This is a genomic window from Pseudomonas sp. B3(2017), from assembly GCF_002113595.1.
In the GTDB taxonomy this organism is placed as follows: domain Bacteria; phylum Pseudomonadota; class Gammaproteobacteria; order Pseudomonadales; family Pseudomonadaceae; genus Aquipseudomonas; species Aquipseudomonas ekonensis.
This window is the reverse complement of sequence record NZ_NEIU01000038.1, coordinates 1-6,779: the sequence shown is the minus strand read 5'-3', so window position 1 is coordinate 6,779 and position 6,779 is coordinate 1. Positions and strand designations below refer to the sequence as shown.

Here is a 6,779-nt window from a genome sequence, read left to right as displayed (position 1 = left end):
TGTTCGCGGCCGGCGCTGAACTGGTGGCGGGTCAGGCGCGAGCCGTTGAGGTCGATACCGCTGAGCTGACCGCCCGGCAGGTGGCGGTAGTCGAGCGTGCTGCCGTCGGGGAGGCGGCAATGCTTGAGCTGGCCGACGCTGTCGTATTCGTAGCGCAGGGTGCCCCAGCCCTGGTGCTCGGTGGTCAGCCGATCCTGCAGGTCGTACTCATACGCGAGGGGCCAGTGGCCGTCGTCGACGCTGACCAGGCGGCCGAGGGCGTCGTAGCTGTAGTGGATTTCCTCGCCGTCGGGCAGGGTCTTCACCAGCAGGCGGCCGGCGGCGTCGCGCTGGTACTCGGTGACCAGCTCGCTGGCGTCGTCGCCGAACTCGGTCTTCTTCAGCAGTTGGCCGTTGAGGTCGTATTCGTAGGCGGTGCGGCGGCCGTCGAAGCCGGTTTCCTGCTGGATCAGTCCGTTGCTGTAGTAGTCGAGGCGGTAGTGCTCGCCGCGTTCGTTTTCGATGTCGGTGAGCAGCAGGCCGGCATTGTCGTAGCGGTAGCGCAATTGGCTGCCGTCCGGGTTGATGCGGCGGCTGACCAGGTGCAGGTTGTCGGCGTACTCGTAGCGGGTGATGCGGCCGAGTTCGTCGCGTTCGGCTGTCACGTTGCCATAGGCGTTGTAGGTGAACGCGCGCGTCGCGCCACCGGGCAACGTCACCTGCGACAGGCGATTGGCGTTGTCCCACTGGTACTGGGTGATGGCGCCGGACTCTTCCTGACGGGTGATCTGGCGGCCCATGGCATCGTAACGGTACTTGCGTTGCCCGCCGTCGGGCAGGCGCTCTTCCAGCAGTTGGCCAAGGTTGTTCCAACCCAACTGGTGGCGGCTGCCGTCGGGATGCGTGATTTCCAGCAATCGGCCTTGTCGGTCGTAGCTGTAGAGCGTGGCATGACCGTCCGGATCGATTTGCCGGGTGACGTCGCCTTGCTTGTTGCGCTGATACTTCCAGCTGGCCTTCCCGCGATGCACGTCGCTGACGAAGCCATTGCTGTATTCGTAGGTGATGGCTTCATCTTCAGGAGGGATGACCGCAGTCATCAACCCCTCATCGTCGTACCGGTACTCGGTCACGGCGCCCAGCGGATCCTTTTCGGCGATCAGCTGGCCTTTGTCGTTGTAGGCCTTGAGGTGCTCGGCACCGTCCGGATCAACCTTGCTGACCAGGCGGGCCTTGTCGTCGTGGGTGTAGATTTCTTCGCTGCCGTCGGCGTTGGTGACGGTGACGGTGCCTTTGTCATCCCAGGCGTAGTGCGTATCCATCTGCGAGAAATTCGCCCAGTGATGGACACAGCGAGCGAGCTTGCCTTCGTGCTCCCATTCCCAGAAGAAGGCCGCCCCGCCAGCCAGTTGCCTTTCCAGGATCACATGTTGATCGTTGTAGCGATAACGTTCGGCTTCCCCTGCGGCGTTCTTCGCCTCAATCAGCCGGTTTTGAGCGTCGTAGCTGTAGGAGACCAGCGTCTGGACGGTGCTCCAGGCGTCTTCGAGGTTGTCCGCCGGAAGGAACTGCTGATAATCAATTGCGACGATGTGCTTGCGGTCGTAACGCAGCAGCAGGGCGCGGCCCGCACCGTTGTCGAGGCGCTTGATGCGTCCGTGGATGTCCCGCGTGATGTGCAGCCGATTGCCGTAGCTGTCGCTGATGGCGATCAGGGTTGCGCCTTTGCTGTTGAAGCGGAAGTGGTAGAACGTCGGGCGCTTGCTTGCCTGGGCCAGAATCAGTTCGGACGGATCGTCACCCAGGAAAATGGCTGCCCGCGAAAGGCTGTTGGTGATGGCCGGACGCTGTTCGCTTGGGAGCGGGAAAGGCGTGGAACGGTTTTCATGGTCAGTCCAGATGACCTCGTCGCCTACGATTTCGATCCGGTGCGCGAGTGCATGGCTCCAGCCATGGCCCAGGCCACAATCGATTTCCACTGCGCTGGTTCGGTACAGGCGTGTCCATTCAAACGGCAGCAGCCCGTCGAGGTGGCCGTCGGTAAGCGTCAGCAGTTCTTCACCGGTGACCATCGATACCGGACATCCATCAGTGCAGGTTCCGGCAGCTGGCTCTGCGCTCTTGTCGGCAGGTGTCTTAGCCTGTTTGGCAGCATCGTCACCGGCTTTGCCTCTGCCGAGCGTCGCGTTTCTCTTTCCATCAAAACGCAGTTCAGAAATGCCGTTTCTCACCTTCGCCGTCACACCACGCGCCGCCACGGCCGTGTACTTGGCGACATACTCCATGAAGCCTTTGATGATCTTGAACACGGACTCGACAAAGCCAATCACGGCCTTGACGAGAATTTCGCCGTACTTCTTCAGTCGCGCGACGAGATAGATAATCCCAGTGCCTTCGGCCGCGATGGTCAGTACGATCCCGATCACGATATCGATGGCAATGCCGACAACCGCAGCGGTAGTCATCTTCGCCGACTCGCCTGCCAGTTTGGTCGGCGGCAAACCTGCCAACCAGATCACGGCACTCCGAACCAGCAGAAACAATGCCGCCTCATCGCTGGCCAGCAACATGGCCTTCTTCATGACCTCTGGTGACTGCTTGGCCAAGTCAATCAGCTTTTGGGTGCCGGCGCCGAGATCTTCCTTGAACTTTCCTGGATCCTGAAGGATGTCCAGAACCAGGCTGATGCCATCCCACACACCCTTGATGGCCTCCCAGCCACCTTCAAGGATGCCTTTACCGACAGACATCACCATGGTGGATGCCGATAGGGTTGACCATTGCGGTTTGAAGCCAGCCCATTCCTTGCGCAGAAAACCTTCCAGATCAGCCGTGATGCCCTTGTAAGAGTTGAACAAGGCATCGATTTGCGCTGGAGTCACTTCATTGTGAACCCGGATCTTGTAGTACTTGCCAGGAATGCCTCCCGTCCAGCTGGCCTTTCCTTTGGCGTCCAGTTTGACTTTGCTGACGGCACCACCCTCCACGGCGACGATTTCGACTTCGATATCACCCACCGGAATGTCGTATACCGATTCGAATTTGCTCTCGATGAGCAACGGCCCTTTGAGCGGGCACTGAGCGACGCTTGAGGTGAAGTCGCCATCCGTCATGCTCACCGACTTGCTGGTGTTGCCGACTTTGATCACTCGTTCCATGCCGAGCAGGGACGGCAGGTCAGCGGCTCGGCTGCCCTTGTCTGCGGCTCTTGCATACCAGGTCTTGGTTTGTTCCTGGTACAGCTTCAGGCTGTCTTTGAAGGAGTTGAGTTGTCCGTCAATGAACTCGATGCGTTCCTTTGCGATCATCAGCCTTGCTCCAGAATCAGGTGGTTTAACAGTGCTTCTTTAAGGTTGTCCGGAGCATCCGGGCGACGTACGAAACGGGCGATCTTGTGCTTCAGGTTGTTCTCGGGCCAGGCGGTGTAGAGGTCCGGGCGTTCCTCCTCCAGCCATTGCATGAGGTTGCTGATCAGCGTGGTCGGATTGTCCTTGGCCAGCCCATCCAACAACCCCTTCGGCACCTCCCACCACGGCCAGTCCTTCGCCTTCCTCACCACCCGCGGCCCGACCTCCAGGCTCTGGCCGTTGATCAGGTAGCGCCCGAACACCGGCAGCAGTTCCCCGGCCGCCTCGCCCAGCCCCTTGAGGATCGGGTGGATGTGCCGGCCGTCCCAGAAGCGGAAGAACACCTCGGTTCCGTCCGGCATCTTCACTTGGGTGAGGCTGCGCAGGTGCTCGAAGACTTCGTCCGGTTCGCTGCGGGAGACGGCCAGCCAGCCCCAGTCGAGGGCGTCGGTGGCGGCGATCCAGGGCAGGAACGGGGAGTCGGGCCTGAGCTCGGTGACGTAGGGCATCACCGGTTTCCAGCTGGCGTAGGGGGTGTCGTTCCAGATCGGCACGAGCTGGGTGGCGGGTTCGCTCATGTACAGGGTCTTCAGGCCGTCGGCGTCGCTGGCGGCGCTGATGACCAGGTACAGGCGTTCGCCGCTCTGCAGGGGCTGGCGGGCCAGCCAGTCGCGGGGTGTCAGTCGGTCAGAGGGCACAGGCACCTGCCTTGCATTTTTCGCATTCTTCGCAGAACGGCGCGTTGCGCTTGAGGGTGTTGACCTGCGCCGGGGTGAGCACGGCGCCGGCCTTGTCGGCGTCGGCCTGCTTCAGCGCGCCGGGCATCAGCGGGGCGGCGCCGGTGCCGCTGCCCGGGCCGCCGCCGGAGTTGACGTTGATCGCCGGGCCGCTCAGGGTCACGCCGCCGCCGTCGATCTTGATGAAGCTGCCGCCGCCGACCAGGGTCAGTTCGCTGCCGGCCTCGAGCACGACCTTCAGGCCGCTGCTCAGGTGGATCTCCTGGCCGGCGTCGATGAACTGGCCGGTGCCGATCTTGATGTGCTGGTTGACGCCCACGGTCAGGTGGTCGTCGGCCCGGGCCTCGACCTTGCGGTCCTGGTAGACGGTGTGGTGCTCCTCGGCCTTGAACTCGCTGTAGCTGTTCTTCTCGACGGTGTCGTGGCGCTCGTTGCCGACGCGGATCTTCTGGTCGTGCTCGACGTTCTCGTCCCAGTCGCGCTGGGCGTGCAGGAAGATCTGCTCCTGGCCCTTCTTGTCCTCGATGCGCAGCTCGTTGAAGCCGCCTCCGCCCAGGGAGCTGAGGGTCTTGAAGGTGCTGCGGGTCTTGTTGGCCGGCAGGGCGTAGGGGACGGTGTTCTCCTTGTGGTACAGGCAGCCGCTGACCAAGGGCTGGTCGGGGTCGCCCTCAAGGAAGGTGACCAGCACCTCCATGCCGATGCGCGGGATGGCGATGCCGCCGTACTGGGCGCCGGCCCAGGCCGAGGAAACGCGCAGCCAGCAGGTGGTCTTGTCGTCGGCCTGGCCTTCGCGGTCCCAGTGGAACTGCACCTTGACGCGGCCGTACGGGTCGCAGTGGATCTCCTCGCCCTTGGGGCCTGTGACCACGGCGCTCTGGCTGCCGAGGATGCGCGGCTTGGGGTGGCGCAGGGGCGGACGGTTGGGCACGTCCCACGGGGTGGCCTGGAAGCGGTTGCGGTAGCCCTGGTGGAAGTCGTCCTTGAGCGCCGTGGTGTCGCTGGTCACCGACTCCTCCAGCACCTGCGGCTGCTTGCCTTCGTGGAGGATCTCGGTGAGCAGCCAGAGGTCGTTCCACTGCGCCTTGGGGTGCGCCGTCAGGGCCAGGAAGTGGCCGCTGACCAAGCGCGGCTGGTCGCTCTTGCCCTCGGCGAGGCGGAAGTCGCTGCGGTGGCGCTCAAGGGCGCGCTTGGCCAGGTGCTTGCCGCGCTCGCGGTCGATGAAGCGGCCCGGGTAGTCGTAGTCCTCGAGGTCGGGCAGGGCGTCGCCGCGGTTCTCGCTCTCGAGGGTCAGGCGCGGCTTCTCGAAGTCGTAGTCGCGGCGGGTGGTGCGGCTGGTGCGGGTTTCCAGGCGCAGGTCGAAGCGCTTGACCACCGGGTCGCTGGCGACCATGCCGGAGTCTTGCTGGTAGGCCACGGGCGCCAGTTTCGGGAACACCGTCTGGTCGTCGCCGAACACCAGCTTGTGGGCCGTGGCGCTGTGCTGGAAGTGGAAGTGGATGCCTTCCTCCTCGCACAGGCGCTGGATGAAGTGCAGGTCCGACTCGTCGTACTGCACGCAGTAGGTCCGCTCGGGGTAGACCGAACCGGTCTTGAATGCGTAGGCGTTGGCCTGGATGCCGTGCTCCTCCAGCACCTGGCCGATGATCTTCGGCACGCTGAGGTTCTGGAAGATGCGCTGGTTGACCCGGTGCGCGAGGTAGGCCAGCTGCGGGCGCAGGGTCACGGAGTAGCGGGTCAGGCGCTTGCCGGAGTCGCCTTGCGCGGCGCGGTAGATCAGGCCGTGGATGCCGCTGCCGTCGGGCGACAGCTGCAGGAAGGCCGGTTTGTGCAGCAGGGTCTCGAGGTCCAGCGACGGCTGCTCACTGACCAGTTCCACCTGGAAGGCGAACGGCTCGCTGACGGCTTCGCGGCCTTGCAGGGTGAATACCTGGAAGTCGGCGGAAAGGCCTTCGATGGTCAGGGCAAAATGTGTTTCGTTGGCCGGCGCGAACATCCCTTGTTCCTCGTGCTGCAGCGGCGTGCGCCGGTCTTCGCCAAGCGGTCCTGCGCACGCGAAATTCTGGAGGTGCGTAAACAACATCGACCAGCAGGGCTGGTCGATGCGTGTAGCGGTCAGCCGTGGTTAGACGACTGGAGCACGCCAGTCATCGGAACCCGAAGTACCGGATACTTCGTGGGTCCAGGTGATCTTGCGGTAGGTGAACTGCACTTCTTCCAGGTGGGTGAAGTGCGAGTTGCCTGGATCCTGGCAGTTGTGCATCTTGTTGTTGATGGCGACGATGATCGCGTCTTCCAGTTTGGTGGTGTAGTAGTGCTCTTGGGTGCCTTGGGCCGAAGTGCGGTACCACTGGATGACGATTTCGCTCATGCGCTCGCCGGAGGTCAGGGCCGCCTGCAGCAGAGGCGAAGCCTTGTCGTAGACCTTGGTGATGATCACTGGCTTGTGGACGCGCTGGCCGGTTGGCTGGCCGGACTGCGGGTCACGCGGGATGATCACGTCGTGGCTGAACGCCTGAACCATGACCTGGTCTTCGTGACCTTCCTGGTAGGTGTTGCCCACGGAGTCGGCGGTGAAGGCGCCGGCAGTGATCAGGCCTTGTTTTTCGCCGGTGACCGACATGTACGCTGGTGTTGCCATGGGAGGTGCTCCTTGCGGATTGAGTTAGGGTGCCCGGGAGGCGGAATCGCCCGGTGGGTGCCTGACTGTTATCAAGGA

Annotated in this window: 4 protein-coding genes; all 4 read right to left on the bottom strand. The window is 63.1% G+C overall.

Annotated elements, in window-relative coordinates:
• Nucleotides 1-3,287, bottom strand: a 3,287-nt coding sequence (locus CAG33_RS27895; RefSeq protein ID WP_085641278.1) for a DUF6531 domain-containing protein, incomplete at its 3' end; no start/stop codon positions are given.
• On the bottom strand, nt 3,287-4,024 hold the full coding sequence (locus CAG33_RS27890) for a DUF4123 domain-containing protein (RefSeq protein WP_085634136.1): 738 nt from the start codon (nt 4,022-4,024) through the stop codon (nt 3,287-3,289). The genes CAG33_RS27890 and CAG33_RS27895, both read right to left, overlap by 1 nt.
• Nucleotides 4,014-6,056, bottom strand: coding sequence for a type VI secretion system tip protein TssI/VgrG (gene tssI / locus CAG33_RS27885; protein WP_085586968.1), 2,043 nt, complete (start codon nt 6,054-6,056; stop codon nt 4,014-4,016). The genes CAG33_RS27890 and tssI overlap by 11 nt, the downstream gene beginning before the upstream one ends.
• 129 nt (nt 6,057-6,185) lie before the next feature.
• Nucleotides 6,186-6,701 carry an Hcp family type VI secretion system effector gene (locus CAG33_RS27880; RefSeq protein ID WP_003226246.1) on the bottom strand — a complete coding sequence of 172 codons (516 nt, stop codon included), beginning with the start codon at nt 6,699-6,701 and terminating at the stop codon, nt 6,186-6,188.
• Between the last annotated feature and the right edge of the window lie 78 nt (nt 6,702-6,779).

Bases quoted from the DNA above. Each gene is read 5' to 3' on its own strand.
- CAG33_RS27880 (WP_003226246.1), bottom strand. From the start codon at position 6,701: ATGGCAACACCAGCGTACATGTCGGTCACCGGCGAAAAACAAGGCCTG.
- tssI (WP_085586968.1), bottom strand. From the start codon at position 6,056: ATGTTCGCGCCGGCCAACGAAACACATTTTGCCCTGACCATCGAAGGC.